The 14664-nt window shown below is 56.0% G+C and carries 15 protein-coding genes; 4 read left to right on the top strand and 11 right to left on the bottom strand.

Going from position 1 to position 14664, the window contains the following annotated elements; genetic code table 11:
- Nucleotides 1-10: 10 nt before the first annotated feature.
- Together FHW17_RS10465 and FHW17_RS10460 are read right to left on the bottom strand one after the other, a co-directional pair.
- Nucleotides 11-1174, bottom strand: a complete 1164-nt coding sequence (locus tag FHW17_RS10465; protein ID WP_182509787.1) for an isovaleryl-CoA dehydrogenase — start codon at nucleotides 1172-1174, stop codon at nucleotides 11-13.
- A 28-nt stretch (nucleotides 1175-1202) separates the two neighbouring features.
- Nucleotides 1203-1796, bottom strand: a complete 594-nt coding sequence (locus FHW17_RS10460; protein WP_112523215.1) for a TetR/AcrR family transcriptional regulator — start codon at nucleotides 1794-1796, stop codon at nucleotides 1203-1205.
- Between the two features lie 213 nt (nucleotides 1797-2009).
- On the opposite strand from FHW17_RS10460, the gene FHW17_RS10455 reads away from it, so the two are divergent.
- Nucleotides 2010-2477, top strand: coding sequence for a hypothetical protein (locus FHW17_RS10455; RefSeq protein WP_246706789.1), 468 nt, complete (start codon nucleotides 2010-2012; stop codon nucleotides 2475-2477).
- 69 nt (nucleotides 2478-2546) lie between these two features.
- Here FHW17_RS10455 and FHW17_RS10450 read toward each other — a convergent pair whose 3' ends face one another.
- Genes FHW17_RS10450 through FHW17_RS10440 form a run of 3 tightly spaced genes read right to left on the bottom strand, consistent with a single transcriptional unit; the run spans nucleotide 2547 to nucleotide 5070 of the window.
- Nucleotides 2547-2963, bottom strand: a complete 417-nt coding sequence (locus FHW17_RS10450; protein WP_112523211.1) for a DUF423 domain-containing protein — start codon at nucleotides 2961-2963, stop codon at nucleotides 2547-2549.
- A gap of 57 nt (nucleotides 2964-3020) precedes the next feature.
- Nucleotides 3021-4172 (bottom strand): pyridoxal phosphate-dependent aminotransferase, encoded by a 1152-nt coding sequence (locus FHW17_RS10445; RefSeq protein ID WP_182509976.1) that lies wholly within the window; start codon nucleotides 4170-4172, stop codon nucleotides 3021-3023.
- A 43-nt stretch (nucleotides 4173-4215) separates the two neighbouring features.
- Complete coding sequence (locus FHW17_RS10440; RefSeq protein WP_210275872.1) at nucleotides 4216-5070, bottom strand: protein-methionine-sulfoxide reductase heme-binding subunit MsrQ; 855 nt, start codon at nucleotides 5068-5070, stop codon at nucleotides 4216-4218.
- Between the two features lie 208 nt (nucleotides 5071-5278).
- Here FHW17_RS10440 and FHW17_RS10435 point away from each other — a divergent pair, with 208 nt between their 5' ends.
- The gene (locus FHW17_RS10435; RefSeq protein ID WP_112523207.1) at nucleotides 5279-5782 is read left to right on the top strand and encodes a DUF1236 domain-containing protein; all 504 of its coding nucleotides are present in this window, start codon (nucleotides 5279-5281) and stop codon (nucleotides 5780-5782) included.
- A gap of 3 nt (nucleotides 5783-5785) precedes the next feature.
- Here the strand turns inward: FHW17_RS10435 and FHW17_RS10430 are convergent, their stop codons facing one another.
- From FHW17_RS10430 to FHW17_RS10420, 3 genes are all read right to left on the bottom strand, one after another.
- Nucleotides 5786-6433 carry a VOC family protein gene (locus FHW17_RS10430; RefSeq protein WP_112523319.1) on the bottom strand — a complete coding sequence of 216 codons (648 nt, stop codon included), beginning with the start codon at nucleotides 6431-6433 and terminating at the stop codon, nucleotides 5786-5788.
- A 207-nt stretch (nucleotides 6434-6640) separates the two neighbouring features.
- Nucleotides 6641-6931, bottom strand: coding sequence for a hypothetical protein (locus FHW17_RS10425; protein WP_112523205.1), 291 nt, complete (start codon nucleotides 6929-6931; stop codon nucleotides 6641-6643).
- A 112-nt stretch (nucleotides 6932-7043) separates the two neighbouring features.
- A complete protein-coding gene (locus tag FHW17_RS10420) occupies nucleotides 7044-7301 on the bottom strand; it encodes a hypothetical protein (RefSeq protein WP_112523203.1) in 258 nt (85 codons plus the stop codon).
- A gap of 1 nt (nucleotide 7302) precedes the next feature.
- Here FHW17_RS10420 and FHW17_RS10415 point away from each other — a divergent pair, with 1 nt between their 5' ends.
- Nucleotides 7303-7608 (top strand): hypothetical protein, encoded by a 306-nt coding sequence (locus FHW17_RS10415; RefSeq protein ID WP_113096850.1) that lies wholly within the window; start codon nucleotides 7303-7305, stop codon nucleotides 7606-7608.
- Between the two features lie 323 nt (nucleotides 7609-7931).
- Here the strand turns inward: FHW17_RS10415 and FHW17_RS10410 are convergent, their stop codons facing one another.
- Nucleotides 7932-11153 carry an efflux RND transporter permease subunit gene (locus tag FHW17_RS10410; RefSeq protein ID WP_113096851.1) on the bottom strand — a complete coding sequence of 1074 codons (3222 nt, stop codon included), beginning with the start codon at nucleotides 11151-11153 and terminating at the stop codon, nucleotides 7932-7934.
- A 38-nt stretch (nucleotides 11154-11191) separates the two neighbouring features.
- Complete coding sequence (locus tag FHW17_RS10405; RefSeq protein WP_091881128.1) at nucleotides 11192-12412, bottom strand: efflux RND transporter periplasmic adaptor subunit; 1221 nt, start codon at nucleotides 12410-12412, stop codon at nucleotides 11192-11194.
- A 164-nt stretch (nucleotides 12413-12576) separates the two neighbouring features.
- On the opposite strand from FHW17_RS10405, the gene FHW17_RS10400 reads away from it, so the two are divergent.
- Nucleotides 12577-13158, top strand: coding sequence for a TetR/AcrR family transcriptional regulator (locus FHW17_RS10400; RefSeq protein ID WP_112523197.1), 582 nt, complete (start codon nucleotides 12577-12579; stop codon nucleotides 13156-13158).
- A 381-nt stretch (nucleotides 13159-13539) separates the two neighbouring features.
- On the opposite strand, the gene FHW17_RS10395 is transcribed toward FHW17_RS10400, so the two are convergent.
- Nucleotides 13540-14661, bottom strand: coding sequence for an ABC transporter permease (locus tag FHW17_RS10395; protein WP_112523317.1), 1122 nt, complete (start codon nucleotides 14659-14661; stop codon nucleotides 13540-13542).
- Nucleotides 14662-14664 lie beyond the last annotated feature (3 nt).

The following is a 14664-nucleotide window of genomic DNA, read 5'->3' as shown; positions in this document are numbered from 1 at the left end:
ATGCCAGCCTTCACGCACTCTCGCCGAACATTTCGCGGCCAATCAGCATACGGCGGATTTCGCTGGTGCCCGCGCCAATTTCATAAAGCTTGGCATCGCGCAGCAGCCGGCCCGTCGGGTAATCATTGATATAGCCATTGCCACCGAGCGCCTGAATGGCTTCGAGCGCACACCATGTGGCTTTTTCCGCCGCATAAAGAATGCAGCCCGCAGCATCTTTGCGTGTCGTCTCACCGCGGTCGCAGGCAGCCGCCACCGCATAGACATAGGCGCGCGAAGCGTTCATCGTCGTATACATATCGGCAAGCTTGCCCTGCATCAGCTGGAATTCGCCAATCGGCTGGCCGAACTGCTTGCGTTCATGCACGTAAGGCACCACCACGTCGAGACAGGCAGCCATGATGCCGATCGGCCCACCGGCAAGCACCACGCGCTCATAATCAAGGCCGGACATCAGAATGCGCACGCCCTGACCTTCTTCGCCGAGTACGTTTTCAAAAGGTATCTCGCAATCCTCAAACACCAGCTCGCAGGTGTTGGAACCGCGCATGCCCAGCTTGTCGAGTTTTTGCGCCGTGCTGAAACCTTTGAACCCTTTTTCGACGAGAAATGCGGTCATGCCGCGCGAACCCGCCGCAGGGTCTGTCTTGGCATAGACCACAAGCGTGCTGGCATCGGGACCATTGGTGATCCACATCTTGTTGCCATTCAGCACATAGCGGTCGTTCTTCTTGTCGGCGCGCAGCTTCATCGACACGACATCGGAACCGGCTCCGGGTTCAGACATGGCCAGTGAACCCACATGCTCGCCCGAACAGAGCTTTGGCAGGTATTTTGCCTTCTGCTCGTCCGTGCCCCAGCGGTTGATCTGATTGACGCAAAGGTTCGAGTGCGCGCCATAGGAAAGCCCGACCGAGGCGGAAGCGCGGGAAATCTCTTCCACCGCAATGGCGTGGGCGAGATAGCCAAGGCCTGAGCCGCCGAAATCCGGGTTCGCCGTCATGCCAAGCAGACCAAGCGCGCCCATCTCCTGCCAGAGATGCGCAGGGAACTGGTTGCTCCGGTCTGTTTCAGCGGCGAGCGGCGCGATTCTTTCCTGCGCAAATCGATGCACTGTCTCCCGCAGAGCTTCGAGATCTTCCGAAAGTCCAAATCTCAGACCTGACTGATACATTGCAATCTCCCATGTCCTTTGTCGCGAATTATTTGGCGCCAACAAGGCGCAATCCCATAGTGACGTATTTTTCCGCAATCTGCGTGACAGTAAGCCTGTCGTCAGGGCGAAACCAGACATTCACGCCCGTGGTCATCGCAATGATGGCCCGGGTTGTCAGTGGAATGTCATCAATATCAAATTGACCGGATTGGCTGCCCGAGTCGAGAATCAGCCTCAGTTCGTTTTCATAGATCGCACGCAGCTCCACCAGAACGGCCAGTTTTTCACCCTGCAGGCTGCGCAGTTCCATATTGGCGATATGCACATCATCCCGCCGTTCAACGTGATAGCGGATGTGGAAGCGGATAAAGGCAGCAAGGCGATCCAGTGGCGCGGCAAGGCTCTGGCTTTCATCCCGCCAGGCAGCGAGGAGCCGGTCCATATGGTCGCGCATCACGGCGAAAAGCAGTTCCTGCTTGGTGGGGTGATAACGGTAGAGCGCGGCGGGCTGTACACCAACCTTTTCCGCAAGCTGGCGCATGGACATGGCCTCATAACCCATCCGCGCAATAAGCCGCCGTGCCGCGATATGAATCGCTGCCTGCGTCTTTTCCCCGTCTGAGCCAATCGTCCTCGCCATGGCGTGTTAATAAAACGAACGTTCAATTCATTCAAGTGGTAAATTCAGCTGGCAGCATCGGCTTTCACAACTTGAGGGCGAGGGGGTGTTAAACGAAGTGATAAGATGCATCCCGTAGCAATCGAAATCAAAACCGGCTAGATTCAAAACATTGCCAATTTTCCCTATGCATTTGATTAAATGATATTTTTCGAGAAATGAGAGCTGAAACTCATGAATGCTTCAGAATTCAAGAAACGAGTGCTTGCGCTGGTCGCTGCAATGGTTTTGCTGGCGTGGGGCATGCCGGCGCAAGCCATTTCCATGAAGGAGTGCAGTGTAAAATATAAGGCCGCGCAGGCAGCGGGAAGTGCGGCAAGCTGGAACGAGTTCCGCAAGCAGCAATGTGCGAAGGACATATCGGCTACGCCCGCGCCGGAGAGTGACGCGGCTGTCAGCGAGATGAAAACGGAAGCTGCTGCGAAAGATGCCCAAGCTGCGGGCGATACGAAATCACTTGTGTTTCCGTCTGCTGTGTCGAGCAAATTTGCTGCGGAGAAACCGGCCAAGGCGCGCATGCACACATGTCTGGAGCAATATCACATCAACAAGGACAACAATGCGCTGGGTGGCACCAAATGGATTCAAAAGGGCGGCGGTTATTACAAGCTTTGCAATGACAAGTTGAAGGGCAAGACCTGATCTGCAAGACCTGATCTATCGGATCAGGTCCGGTGCTGGAGCGGGAGCCTGTGGGACCTTTGAGGAGGTTTACTTCCTGAAATCGAACGCTCGAAGTCCCGTGGCGGCAATGATGAGCCAACCGAGAATAAGGAGCGTGCCGCCGACGGGTGCTGCGCCGGGGAAAAGACGGTCGCCAGCAATATCACGCGAGGCGAGGTCGCCGATGAAGAGCATGAGGCCGAGCAGCAGCACAAGTCCACCAAAATAAGCCGCACGGTTGATTTTGGCGAGGACTGCAAGCGCGAGAAATGCTGGCGCATGGATGAACAGGATGGGCGCGATGGTGCCAAGATGCGGGCTGGCACTGTGGGCAGCGCCCGCATAGGCGGCAATACCCGCTGCGCCGATCAACCCAGCGAGAGCGGCGAATATCCGGTTGATATCGGGGCGGTAAATATCGTGCTGCCGGGTTGCGCGCGGACTGTTGTCACCATCGATTGCCATGTCTGTTTCCATCCTGCGTCAGTATGATCCTGACCTTGTTTCGATATAGGCCACAGCCTATTTCAATGCGGCCAAAGTCTCGGCGAGCGTCTCTTCAAACAGGTCAAGCTCCCCGTCGAGTCCCACACTGACACGAATGCAGCGGTCAAGCACCGGCGCCATGGGCTTGCGGACGAAAATGTCGCGCTCAATGAGGTCGTTGAGAACATTGGCGGCATAGGCGCCATCGCGACCGCAATCAATGGTGACAAAATTGGTGGCGGAGGGAATGGCGGCAAGGCCGTTCTGCGCGGCAATGGCGGCGATACGGTCGCGGCCCGCTATGATGCGCGCCACTACCTCACGGAGGTAATTTTGGTCTTTGAGAGCGGCGATGGCGGCAATCTGCACCATGCGGTTCATGCCGAAATGATTGCGGATTTTATCAAAGGCCGTGATCTGGCTTGCAGCGCCGATGGCATAGCCGCAGCGCATACCCGCCAAACCATAGGCTTTGGAGAATGTCCGCATCCGCAGGACATTGGGCCGCGAAGTGTCGATAGCGGGCAGGGCAGAGGCCGGAGCGGTTTCGCCATAGGCCTCATCGAGAATCAGCATGGTGGTTTCGGGCAAGGCGGCGATGAAGGTTTCGATCTCGGAAGCTTCATGCCATGTCCCCATCGGATTATCGGGGTTGGAGAAATAAACCAGCGGCGCTTTTTCCCGGCGCACTGCGTCGAGCAGTGCATCGAGATCTTCATGGTCGTTCCGGTAGGGTACAGTAACAAGCCGTCCACCAAAGCCCGCCACATGGAAATTGAAGGTCGGATAGGCGCCGAGCGATGTGACAACCGGTGTCCCCTCGCGCACATATTGGCGCACCGTCAGCCCCAGCAACGTATCAACCCCTTCGCCCACCACCACATTGCCAGGTGCTATAGCACCGGGTGCAGCAGCACCCGGTGCTGCTGCACCGGGTGTGGCAGCCAGATGCGCGGCAAGCGCCGCTTTCAGATCGAAATTCTCAGGATCGCAATATTTCCAGACATCAGGCGCGGCATCCCGCATGGCTGTTATGACGGATGGTGCCGGTCCAAAGCCATTCTCATTGGCGCCAAGACGGGCGCGAAATGGCCGGTTGCGTTTGCGCTCCAGGGTCTCAGGGCCGACAAACGGCACGGTGGAGGGGAGCGATTCAATCAGGGGAGTAAGCTGCGGTTCCATGGCCACAGCGATATCATTTTTTCCGGCGGTGAAAAGCAAAACCTGTCTCTTATTTCTGCGCCAGAGGATTGAGTTTGCGGCTTTGTGAATGAGTCGCCGGTTTTATGCCGACCCACAGGGCTGGAAGCAGTGCCGCCATCAATATCCACCACATGGGACGGATTGAATAGGAAAACGACAGGTTGGCGAAGAGCACCCGTGTTGGCGGAATTTTCGTTGCAAGTGCGAACCACAGATATTCGGCAAGCGCGGTCCCAAGTGCCGCCAATACCGCTACAACCAAAAGGGTCCAGATGGAGGAAAGCGAAAAACCCCGCGCATGGGTAAAGCGATAGAGCAGAAGGGCGATGAGAAACCCCGCCATCAGCGTTGCCTGCGTGACATCTGCTTTGGATTGCATGAAGAAGTGCAGGACACCCAGCGCCGCCAGCGGATAGGCGAGGCTGTGCAGCCGGTTCCAGTTTTTGCCCATTCGCCGGATCATGCCGTCGGTGGAGGTAACACCGAGCGCAGTCAGCCCAAGCAGGGTGGTAAAGCCGATCAACAGATAGATACGCAGCCAGATCTCACTGGCGACCCGCAGGAGGTTCCAGTTCTGGTCAACGATATAAAGCGAGAAATGCAGGGCGGCATAGGCAAGCGCCGTAAGGCCGAGAATGCGGCGGATCAGAATAAGCCTGTTCCAGCGGGTGATGTGGCGCAGCGGTGTGACCGCAAGTGAAATGAGAAAGAAACGGATAGCCCAGTCGCCGGTCTGGTGGATGGCTTCGGTGATTGGCCGTGGGCCGAGAATATTGGCCTTGTAGCCCGTGGTGATGAACACAAGCGGAATAAAAGCGGCAATCAGGGCCGCAATTTTTAGGACCGACAATTTGCCTGCCCGGTCATTCCATGGAAATTTCATCACGCCGTTCATTTTCCCTGATTGTTCAGTTCCTTACATCAGCAGAAACGCGCCGTTGACAAAACAACAAGCTGTGAAATTGCGCTGATTTTTCCGCCTTTCTCTCACGCTGCAGGCTTTTGCCCGGCTCTTTTTACGGAACCAAACTCCGTTTTTTGTGGTTTTCCCTATGCTGGGGCGAAGAAAAGCAACAGAGAGAGGCAGAACAATGAACAAGGTTCTTATACTCACCGCATCGGCATTCTTAGCCACAAGCGGTTTCGCATGGGCGCAGGACAAGGTCTATGTCGAGGTTCCGCAGCCCGCCCGTGATTATGTCATTGCGCACCCGTCTGATCCCGTTGTGATCGATGGTGAGCTGTCGCAAGGCTATGTGGTGCCGCAGACTGTTACAGTCAGGCCCATTCCCGATAGTCCGGGCTATGGCTACATCTATGTGGATGGCCGCCCCGTGATCGTTTCGCTGGAGAATCGCGAAGTCGTCTATCTCTCCGATAGCCGCGATGGTCCGGTTCCCGATGATGTCATCACTTATGTCGAGCAGAATCCCGTTGATACGGTCGCCATTGACGATATCACGACAGGCGCAATTGTACCTGATGATGTTGATCTGGCTCCGGTACCTTCCCAGCCGCGCTATGCCTATATCTATGTGGATGGCGGCCCGGCGCTGGTTGATAAGCGCACACGCCGGGTCGTCTGGGTTCGCTAGAGCCTATTCCGCCGGACCGGCGAACTGGATGAGATTGCCGTCGGGGTCAAGCACGATAAAGTTTCGCGCACCCCACGGCTCTTTCTTCAAGGGCTGATGAAACGGCACATCGGCAGCTTGGAAATCGAGAAACAGGTGTTTGATCTCGTCGGTGGTATCAACCGTGATGGAGGCGGAAAGCAAATGTTCGCGCTGCCGAATATTGCCGACAAAGACGGGTTCACACACCAGCCGCAGGGCGAGTTGCGCCCTGTCACGGATCACCTGCCCGTAGAAGGGCGGTTCACCGTAAACAAAATCGACGGTGAAACCGAGTTTTTCAGTGAAAAAGTCGCACGCGGTTTTGATATCGGCGACAAAGAGCTGTGCCGAGGTTGAACTGAGGACCGGGCGTGGTGCGGATTGTTTGCTGTGGCTGCTCATGGTTTGGGCTCCCGATTTGAGCGCCTGCCATCCCTCGAATCCCATCTGCCGTGCGATGAGTTCCTGCGCATCGCTGAGCTTGAAACTTGCGTCCAATATCCCGTTATCATCGAGATGCTGAAAGCGGGGCAGGTTTGCCCGGATTTCAGCGGCGACGGGATAATATCGTTCACGGTGCCAACGCAGATATTGCTTGGCTTGTTTCCTGATGTTCTCGAGATTCGGCATAGGCGCAACCATTGTCATGTGAGACAGGTGGGCATTGCCCTTTCGACCCCAGAAACTTCATCCAGAAAGTTCAAATGCCGATGCGCCCTACGCAGCAGTCGAATAATCCTGCAAACCATGTTCATTTGTCAATATCAGGCACATGATACAGGTCAGCTCACCCGGCGGGGATGAACTGGTAAACAACAATATGGATGCAAAAGCTATTTACTGACGCTGGATAGCCAGCCAGCGATCGGCACTGGCGCGGCCAAAAACCCGGGCGCGGCGATTATATTCGGCGGTCAACTGCCGTCTGCTTTCTTCGCGGGCGTAGGAGCGTTTGGCAGGGCGATTTTTTCTGAGCCTTGCCGATGCGGCATCCTGATTGGACACGCGCGGGAGGGTCTGCGAACTGGCATCGGGTGCAACGGTGTTAACAACCGGCGCCTCTTGCGCCTGGCTGTCAGCAGCCATCAGTCCCGCAACCATTGCCACGGCAAAAAACAGGCTTCGCATGAATAGTGTCCCTCATCAGTCGTCTGTGTTTTTTCGGGTGCCGAAATTTTTCACGCACTTCTCGTGAAGTTTCAAAACCCGTCAAGGGACAGCGTTGTCCCCCAATTGCCCTTTACCAGCGATAATGGCGGCCGCCATAGAAAATAATGGGCGGATTGTTAAAACGCATGTCGTCAAATTGCGCCCGGCTGGTGGCACGGCGGTCAAGTTCGAGGTCAAGCAGGCAGCGCGCAAAAGCTTCTGACTTCGGCTTGAAACCATAGGAAGAGCAGGTCCTGCCATCAATGGCCCGGCGCTCTTCCGGCGTTATCGTCTGGCAGCCGGCAACGAAAAGAACAAGCGCAAGGACAGATCCCGTTGCGAATTTCATTATGACCTCCATGTCGCTACGCCACCCAAAACGGGCTGCGACAAATCACTTCAATGAAGTCGAGATTATCACGAAGCCTTGGCTCGTGTTATCCCAATTGGTTGATAAGAAGAACGATTTTAATGTGGGCGAAAAGCACGACAGCGCTTGGGAAATAAGGTTTGATCAGGCGATGAGGGCACCGGCAATCATAAAAATAATAATCAGCCCTGCCAGCAAAGGCAGGATGGAAACATTGGCTTGGGTGGGTTCCGGTTTCAATACCAATTTGGCAAAGTCAGCAGCACTGTTGCCGCAATTTCTGTAACCACGAGAAACACGACGAGCGGAAAAAATCCGTCGCTGATCTTTCGGTTGTCATTGGCTGGTGCAACGCTTGTCAAAGTCTGCTCCTGATTTAAACGACCCCGCAAAATGCGAAACCCGGTCATGCTCGTCAGTGCCGAAATTCGGCTGGTCACAAGACTGTAACAGTTTGAAACTTTTTGTCACCCCAAAAAGTGATTTTCATCCTGTGGACAGCATTTTTAGCATGTCTTTTGCACTGGAAAGCTGGGGAAAACGATGTGCTTTCAGTGACTTGATTCGCGTGGTGCGCAGGCAAAAAAACCTGCGCACCACGGCGTTTTTTTATTCCGCGGGCGTTGCAGCCGGGATAATCGTGCCCGAATTGTGGCTGGTTTCACCATCGAAATGGCTGCCCTGACTCGCATGTTTGAGCGGGCGATTGCCTGTCATTGCACGCACCAGCATGTAGAAGACCGGCGTCATGAACAGGCCGAACAGGGTCACGCCAATCATGCCAGAGAACACCGCCACACCCATGGCACTGCGCATTTCCGAACCCGCACCCGTCGATGTGACGAGCGGAACAACACCCATGATGAAGGCAAGGGATGTCATCAGGATCGGACGCAGGCGCAGGCGGCTGGCTTCGATCACCGCCTTGAAGGGCGTTGACCCTGCAAATTCCAGCTCTCGTGCAAACTCGACAATCAGGATCGCGTTCTTGGCGGAGAGCCCCACAAGCACGATAAGCCCGATCTGCGTGAACACATTATTGTCACCGGCGGTCAGCCAGACACCGAAGAGGGCGGCCAGCAGTCCGAGCGGAACGATCATGATGATCGACAGCGGCAGGGACAGGCTTTCATACTGTGCCGACAGAACCAGGAACACCAGCAGGATCGACAGCGGGAAGATCAGATAGGCGGAGTTGCCCGCAATGATCTCCTGATAGGTGAGTTCAGTCCATTCATAGCCAATACCGGCGGGGAATGTCTCGGCGGCGATACGTTCCACGGCAGCGCGAGCCTGACCGGAGGAAAAGCCGGGGGCAGCATTGCCGTTCACATCGGCGGCAAGAAAGCCGTTGTAACGCATGGCACGGTCAGGTCCTGCACTGGTCTCCACCTTGAGCAGAGCCGAGAGCGGGATCATGTCACCTGAACCGGAGCGGACTTTCAGATCGCCAATGTCTTCCGCCTTGGCCCTGAAGTTGGAATCTGCCTGCATACGGACAGAATAGGTACGGCCAAATTTGTTGAAGTCATTGACGTAGACGGAGCCGAGATAAATCTGCAGCGTATTGAAGATTTCCGGCAGCGAAACATTGAGCTGGCGTGCCTTGGCACGGTCCACATCGGCGTAAAGCTGGGGAACATTGATCTGATAGCTGGAGAACAGGCCTATCAGTTCGGGAGCGGTGGCAGCCTTGGCAAGGAATGCCTTGGTTGCATCATCAAGCGCCTGATAGCCAAGACCATTGCGGTCTTCGATCTGGAACTTGAAGCCACCAATTGCACCCAGACCCTGAACCGGGGGAGGCGGGAACACTGCACTGAAAGATTCCTTGATGCCGAACAACTGCATGTTCAGCGCCTTGGCAATCGCACCGGCACTCAATTCGGGTGTCTTGCGCTCCTCAAACGGCTTGAGCGAAACGAAGACGATACCGGCATTGGAACTATTGGTGAAACCGTTGATCGACAGGCCGGGGAACGCAATGGTGCTTTGAACGCCCGGAATCTTCAGGGCGATATCACCAATGCGGCGCACGACTGCCTCTGTCCGGTCAAGCGTTGCACCATCCGGCAGCTGGGTGAAGCCAACCAGATACTGCTTGTCCTGCGGCGGCACGAAACCACCGGGAACACTCTTGAACATGAAAGCGGTAGCGCCGATCAGCAGGATATAGATGCCCATCATCACCGTCTTGCGCGAGATGACGGCGGTCACGCCCCGGCTGTAGCCATTGGCGCCGCGTGTGAAAACGGCATTGAAGCCACGGAACAGCCAGCCAAGGGTCTTGTCCATAAACCGCGTCAGCGCATCTTTTGGCTCGTCGTGACCCTTCAGAAGCAGGGCGGCGAGAGCAGGGGAAAGCGTCAGCGAGTTAAAGGCGGAGATAACCGTAGAGATCGCAATGGTCAGCGCGAACTGGCGATAGAACTGGCCGGTCAGGCCGCTGATGAAGGCAAGCGGCACGAACACCGCAACCAGCACCAGGGCAATAGCGATAATCGGGCCCGACACTTCGCGCATGGCCTGAATGGTTGCCTGTCGCGGTGCGAGGCCGTTTTCGATATTACGCTCGACGTTTTCCACCACCACGATCGCATCATCCACCACGATGCCGATGGCAAGCACGAGACCGAAGAGGCTGAGCGCATTCACCGAGAAGCCGAAGAGGTGCATGACGGCGAATGTGCCGACGATGGAGATTGGAACCGCAATCAGAGGAATGATCGAGGCGCGCCATGTCTGCAGGAACAGGATAACCACGAGAACAACGAGTACCACGGCTTCAAGCAGTGTGTGGACCACGGCCTCAATGGAAGCGCGGACGAACTGCGTCGTATCATAGACAATCTCGTAGCTGACACCCTCAGGCATGGTCAGCTTCATCTCGTCCATGACTGCACGCACCTGATCGGCGATCTGGATCGCGTTGGAACCCGGTGCCTGGAAGACGGGAATGGCCACCGCCGGCTTGTTATCGAGCAGCGAGCGCAGCGAATATTGGGCGGCTCCAAGTTCGATACGCGCAATGTCACGCAGATGCGTGATCGCGCCATTGGCGGCTGTCTTGACGATGATCTGACCGAACTCTTCCTCGGTCTGCAAGCGTCCTTGCGCGTTTACTGACAATTGCAGATCAACGCCATTGGGGCTGGGGGACGCACCGATAGTGCCCGCTGCGGCCTGTACGTTCTGAGCGCGGATTTCATTGAGGACATCCGTTGCCGAAAGCCCGAGTTCCGCTGTTTTCTGCGGATCGAGCCACACGCGCATGGAATAGTCACCAGAACCAAACAGCTGAACGTCGCCAACACCATTGATGCGGGCGAGCCGGTCCTTGATGTTGATCAGCGCGTAATTGCGCAGATAGGTGATATCGTAGCGGTTGTTCGGTGAGATCAGGTTGACCACCAGCATCAGATCAGGTGAGCTTTTCACCGTGGTGATGCCAAGGCTGCGCACCTCCTGCGGCAGGCGGGGTTCCGCCTGCGAAACGCGGTTCTGCACCAGCTGTTGTGCCTTATCGGGGTCGGTGCCGATGGCAAAGGTAACGGTCAACGTCATCTGACCATCAGTTGTTGCCTGACTGCCCATATAGAGCATGCCTTCAACGCCGTTGATCTGTTCCTCGATAGGCGTTGCCACGGTTTCGGCAATAACCTTCGGGTTGGCGCCCGGATATTGTGCGCGCACCACGATGGATGGCGGCACAACATCCGGATATTCCGAAACCGGCATGGCCGTGAGGGCGATCAGGCCGCCGAGGAAAATCACGAAAGAAAGAACGCCCGCGAAGACCGGGCGGTCGATGAAGAAGTTGGAAATATTCATATCACTGTCCGCCTGCCCGTTGCGGGGCTTCTATGCGATTACTGTTGTGCCTTGGCCGGATCGGCTGCCGAAGCCTGCAAATTGTGCGCGGCATCACCCATGGCGACCATTTCGGGAACCACGAGCGAACCGGGGCGAATACGCTGCAAGCCATTGACGACAATCTTTTCGTCGGGCTGCAGGCCGCTGGTCACAATGCGCAGTCCTTCTGCCGGGCCGCCAAGTGCGATCTCACGGTATTCAACGATGTTCTTGTCGTTGACCACCATGACGAACTTCTTGTTCTGGTCGGTCCCCACGGCCTTTTCATCGACAAGCAGTTCCTGCTTTTCGTTGGCAGTGCCCATGCGCAGCTTGGCAAACTGGCCCGGCATCAACTTGCCGTCCGTATTGTCAAACACTGCACGCACCTTGACCGTGCCGCTGGCCGTATCAACCGTGTTGTTGATCAGTTGCAGCTTGCCCTTCACGTCGCGCTGGCCATAAACGTCCATCACCACGGGGATGCGGTCGGAGAAATCGCGGCTGTTCAAACCCTGCGGAAGATCCGCAAGCGCCTGTGCAACAACGTTTTCATTGGCTTCGAAGCTGCCATAAATCGGGCTGATCGAAACGATGGTGGTCAGAAGCGGGGAGGTAGGACCAGCGGCAATCAGATTGCCCGAGGTGATCTCGATACGGCCAACACGACCACTGATGGGCGCACGGATTTCCGTGTAGCCAAGGTTGAGCGCGGCAGTCTTGAGACTGGCCTGTGCCGCTTCCAGATCGGCCATGGCGCCACTCTGGACGTTGATGCGCTGGTCATAATCGCTCTGGGATACGGTGCGCGAGTCGATCAGGCGTTTGCCGCGTTCAAGCTCGTTCTTGGCAAAAGCCAGCCGCGACTCGGCAGCACTGACCGCAGCCTTGGCGCGCGCCACTTCGGCTTCATAGGGAGCGGGGTCGATCTTGACGAGAAGGTCGCCCTCTTTGACCAGTGCGCCTTCCTTGAACGCGACAGACTGGATGGCACCGGCGACACGCGAACGCAGTTCAACCTGATCAATCGCTTCAAGCCGTCCGGAGAACTCGCTCCATTGGGTGATGAGCTTGGGCTGGACGACAGCAACGGAAACGGGGGTAGCAGCCGGTGCGGCCTGCTTGGCAGTTTCGGCATGGCTTTTGCCAAGATCGAAGAATTGGGTGGAGCCCGCAGCTGCCAGTGCCACAATAAAGCCGCCGACATAGAGTGATCTTCTATAAGTGCTGATTGACATCGTGGTCATCCTGCTTTGAAAGTTGTCTTGCCATTGGGAGTGGCATAGAGATTCGATCATTGACGATCGATACCGATCGGTATAAAACAGATATAAGGCTGCGATACAGCGGCTGTCAATTAATTTTATACCGTCCGGTATATTTCTTCTAGGGAGTCTTGTCCATGGGACGGCCGAGGGAATTTGATGCCGATGAGGCACTCCAGACTGCGCTCGAACTTTTTTGGCGCAAGGGCTATGAGGGCACATCCATCACTGACCTGACCGATGGCATGGGCATTACCAAGCCAAGTCTCTATGGTGCTTTCGGCAATAAGGAAGAACTGTTTCGTATGGCGCTTGAGCGCTATGAGCAGAATTATATGGCCTTCTTCTGGGCTGCACTGGAAAAATCCGATGCGCGCACCGTGGCGATGGACATTCTGCACGGCTTTGCCGATGCGCAGACCTGCGACTGCAATCCTTCCGGCTGTATGGGCATCAATGCGGCCATGGCTTGCAGCGATGCGGCAGCAGCCATCCAGAAAACCATCATTGAAAAACGCCAGATGGGCCAAAAGGCGCTTGCCCGCCGTTTTGCCCGTGCCAAGCGCGAAGGTGATTTGAAAACCGAGTGCGATCCGGAAGATCTGGCCCGTTTTATTATGACCATATCCCAAGGTACTGCGGTACAGGCATCCAGCGGAACCGAGCGTGACGAGCTTTACAGGCTGATTGATATCGCCATGCGCTCCTGGCCAAGCTGATCAGATTATTGGGGTTGTGGCTGCAATAATAGTGGTTCGTGGTTCGACATAACAACCATGAGGCAGAGTGAAGATGCAACGATAATCGTCAACATTGCAGACGGCAAAGCTTGCAGAATCTGGCTCCCCACAACCCACCTCTCCGTCATCCTCGGGCTTGACCCGAGGACCCACGGCTAAGAAGCTCAAACGAACTTGGAGCTCGGCACTATTTTATTATGGGTCCTCGGGTCAAGCCCGAGGATGACGGAGAGAGGTGGGCTGCAGGGAGCCGCATTCTGCACCCCTTCTGCTGCAATCTCTGCGATTATCGTTACATCCACCCAAGCCCCTCATGGTGAGCCTGTCGAACCACGAACCCCAACGTCCCGAGCATAACCCTCAAACCAACCGATGCCGGAACAGCCATGATGATACTGGCAGTGTCACCGCTGAAATGGCGATGAGCGCCAGCATTTCCGGTAAGAGCTGACCAACTCCCGCACCTTCCAGATAGACCTGATGCGTGATGCTGATGGCATAGCGCAGCGGATTGATCAGCGTGAAATATTGCAAAACATCCGGCATGTTGCCGATAGGCGCTGTCAGGCCCGATAGCAGCATGAACGGCATCAGCAGAACAAACGAGAAAATCATCGCCTGCTGCATGTTTGCGGCAAGGGAGGAGAGAAACAGGCCGATTCCCACCGCTGCGGCCAGAAACAGGATCAGTCCCATATAGAGGATGAGATAGGAGCCGGAGAAGGGAATCTGGAACCAGAGCTGCGCCACAAGCAGGATCATTGTTGACTGCGTCAGCCCCACCATCATCGAGGGCAGGGCCTTGCCCACCATGATTTCCGACGGGCGGAAGGGTGTGACGAGCAGTTGGTCCAGCGTTCCGGCCTCCCGCTCGCGCGCGACGGACATGGCCGTCAGCATCATCGTCATCATCATGGTGATGGTGCCGATCAGTGAGGGGATCATATTCCAGCGCGTTTCAAGGCTTGGATTGTACCAGGCGCGGGTTGTTACCTTGACACCTGCATTGGCAGCCTGACCGTTTTCTTCACGCCAGCGGGTGGTGAAGTCGCCAACAATCGAACTCACATAGCCCTGTGCGGTGCCGGCAGTATTGGAATTGCGCCCGTCGGCGATCATCTGCAATTTGGCCGGCATGCCAGCCATCAGGTTCTTTTCGAAATCCTGATCAATGACGAGCACCAGAAGCACACGCTTATTGTTGATAAAACTGGCAATATCGCTTGTCCGTTGCAGGGTGGCGATGCGGCTAAACGTGCCCGAACCGTCAAGCTTGGCGATGAGCGCAATCGATGCCGCGCTGTGATCATGATCGAGGATCGCATAGGGCACATTGTTGAGATCATAGCTCGCGGCATAGCCGAAGATAAGGCATTGCAAGATCGGCGGCAGCACCAGTGTGATACGGCTTTTGGGATCTTTGAGCATCGCCAGCAATTCCTTGCGGATAAGGGCGATGATACGGAAAAGCGATTGGATCATGGC

Origin of the sequence: Phyllobacterium sp. P30BS-XVII, from assembly GCF_014138335.1 — a bacterium.
Taxonomy (GTDB): Bacteria; Pseudomonadota; Alphaproteobacteria; order Rhizobiales; family Rhizobiaceae; genus Phyllobacterium; species Phyllobacterium meliloti.
The sequence above is the reverse complement of the archived record's forward strand: the minus strand, read 5'-3'. Positions and strand labels throughout refer to the sequence as shown.

Bases quoted from the DNA above. Each gene is read 5' to 3' on its own strand.
- FHW17_RS10420 (WP_112523203.1), bottom strand. From the start codon at position 7,301: ATGAAATTCGCAACGGGATCTGTCCTTGCGCTTGTTCTTTTCGTTGCC.
- FHW17_RS10405 (WP_091881128.1), bottom strand. From the start codon at position 12,412: ATGTCAATCAGCACTTATAGAAGATCACTCTATGTCGGCGGCTTTATT.
- FHW17_RS10430 (WP_112523319.1), bottom strand. From the start codon at position 6,433: ATGCCGAATCTCGAGAACATCAGGAAACAAGCCAAGCAATATCTGCGT.
- FHW17_RS10465 (WP_182509787.1), bottom strand. From the start codon at position 1,174: ATGTATCAGTCAGGTCTGAGATTTGGACTTTCGGAAGATCTCGAAGCT.
- FHW17_RS10410 (WP_113096851.1), bottom strand. From the start codon at position 11,153: ATGAATATTTCCAACTTCTTCATCGACCGCCCGGTCTTCGCGGGCGTT.
- FHW17_RS10435 (WP_112523207.1), top strand. From the start codon at position 5,279: ATGAACAAGGTTCTTATACTCACCGCATCGGCATTCTTAGCCACAAGC.
- FHW17_RS10450 (WP_112523211.1), bottom strand. From the start codon at position 2,963: ATGGCAATCGATGGTGACAACAGTCCGCGCGCAACCCGGCAGCACGAT.
- FHW17_RS10460 (WP_112523215.1), bottom strand. From the start codon at position 1,796: ATGGCGAGGACGATTGGCTCAGACGGGGAAAAGACGCAGGCAGCGATT.
- FHW17_RS10415 (WP_113096850.1), top strand. From the start codon at position 7,303: ATGACCTCCATGTCGCTACGCCACCCAAAACGGGCTGCGACAAATCAC.
- FHW17_RS10440 (WP_210275872.1), bottom strand. From the start codon at position 5,070: ATGAAATTTCCATGGAATGACCGGGCAGGCAAATTGTCGGTCCTAAAA.
- FHW17_RS10455 (WP_246706789.1), top strand. From the start codon at position 2,010: ATGAATGCTTCAGAATTCAAGAAACGAGTGCTTGCGCTGGTCGCTGCA.
- FHW17_RS10400 (WP_112523197.1), top strand. From the start codon at position 12,577: ATGGGACGGCCGAGGGAATTTGATGCCGATGAGGCACTCCAGACTGCG.
- FHW17_RS10395 (WP_112523317.1), bottom strand. From the start codon at position 14,661: ATGATCCAATCGCTTTTCCGTATCATCGCCCTTATCCGCAAGGAATTG.
- FHW17_RS10425 (WP_112523205.1), bottom strand. From the start codon at position 6,931: ATGCGAAGCCTGTTTTTTGCCGTGGCAATGGTTGCGGGACTGATGGCT.